This window comes from Bacillota bacterium (assembly GCA_040754675.1).
Taxonomy (GTDB): Bacteria; Bacillota; Limnochordia; order Limnochordales; family Geochordaceae; genus Geochorda.
Map to the genome: position 1 here is coordinate 1 of JBFMCJ010000774.1, position 1594 is coordinate 1594.

The 1594-nt window shown below is 71.2% G+C and carries 2 protein-coding genes; both read left to right on the plus strand.

Annotation, left to right across the window (positions count from 1 at the left end; all coding sequences use genetic code 11):
* Nucleotides 1-799, plus strand: a 799-nt coding sequence (locus AB1609_23490; GenBank protein MEW6049398.1) for a hypothetical protein, incomplete at its 5' end; no start/stop codon positions are given.
* Nucleotides 800-1594, plus strand: a 795-nt coding sequence (locus AB1609_23495) for a ParM/StbA family protein (protein MEW6049399.1), incomplete at its 3' end; no start/stop codon positions are given.

Genomic DNA, 1594 nt, shown 5'->3' on the forward strand with positions numbered 1-1594 from the left:
GGAAGAGGACAGGGACCCCTACGGCAGGGTGGTCGAACGGAGGCTGGTGCTCGATGAGGCGGCCGTGCGCGCGGCGGCCGAAGAGGCCCTGCGGCGCAACGTGGAGAGCATCCGCCGCCCGGATGGTTACCCCAACCTCGCCTCCTGGTCGGTGAGCCTCGACCGGGCGAGAGCCGCAGTGGGGGTGGAAGCCAGGGTGGAGGAGCGCAGCCAGTTCCCGCTTTGGGGAGGGCTGTGGGCGCTGTCCCGGTACGGAGAGGCGCAGGCGGGAGCGGTGGCCAGCAGGCTGCTGGTCAGCCCCGAAGTGGTACACGTGGAGCCCGGCCAGACCGCGCAGGTGGTGGTGCGGGCGGTGATGTCGGACGGCAGCCAGGTGAGTGTCAGCGCGCAGGCCTCTTACGTCCCGGCGGACCCCCTCGTGGTGCGGTCCGAAGGAGGCGGTGTCCTGAGGGGGCTCAGCACGGGGAACACGGTGGTGGAGATCGGGTGGGAGGGCCTCTCCGCGGCGTGCAACGTGGTGTGCGCCCAGGCGGGGGTGGCCAGCTACGACGTGGCGCCCCGACCGGTGCGGGTGGCGGTCGGCCAGACGGGTCCGTTCTGGGTGATACTCCGGCGGCCGGACGGCACGGCGGTGGACGTGACCGGGGAGGTAAGCTGCTCGGTCGAGGACGCGCAGGTCGCGCGGGTTGCCGGGACGGGGCTGCTGGAAGGCCGGGGCGCGGGCACAACCGTGCTCGTCGTTCGGTCCGGGGCGTCGGGCCCGGTGCTGACGAGGTGCACGGTGGAGGTGGGCAGGTAGGTGCGGCGAATCCTGGATATGGGAGGGATTGACGTGTTCCGGGCGGGCGTTGACGTGGGCTACGGGTACTGCAAGGCGGTGGCCAGGGGGAACAGGAGGGTGTTGTTTCCCTCGCTTGTGGCCCGCCACGAAGGCCGGAAGGCTTTCGGGCTGCCGGGGTCGCCCACCGGCAGGCTGGACTACCAGGTCAGGCTGACGGGGCCCAGGGTGAGCGGCTCGTTCGCGGTGGGCGAGGCGGCCATGCGTAAGGACACGGCGGTGAGGGCCTGGGACCTGAAGGAGCAGGTGGCGCACCAGAACACCCTGGTGCTCCTCTTCACGGCGTGCGTGCTGGTGGGCGCGTCCGGGGACGTGGAGCTGGGGATCGGTTTGCCCCTTGAGGTGTTCGTCTCGGCCCGGGAGCAGGTGAAACCCTGGGTGGAGGGAGCCTCCTGCCAGGTTGCGGTGGGCGAGCGGCCCGCCGTGCCTGTGGTCTTCCGCAGGGTCAGCGTGTTCCCGCAGGCCGGGGGAGCCTACCTCCACGCCCTGCTCAGGGAGGACGGGCAGGTACGCGACCGCTCGCTGCTGGAGGCGGGGGTCGGCGTAATCGACGTGGGCTACCGCACCACGGACCTCCTGCTCCTTGCCAGGACCGGCGAGGGGATCGTGCCGGACGTCGACCGGTGCACCACCATAGACCAGGGCATCTCGGCCGTGCACGAGTACGTCTGGAAAGTCCTCCAGGAGCGCCTGGGCGAGCCTGTGGACATCGCGTGGGTGGAGAGGGCGTTCCTCTGGAACCGGGGCGTCCTGACG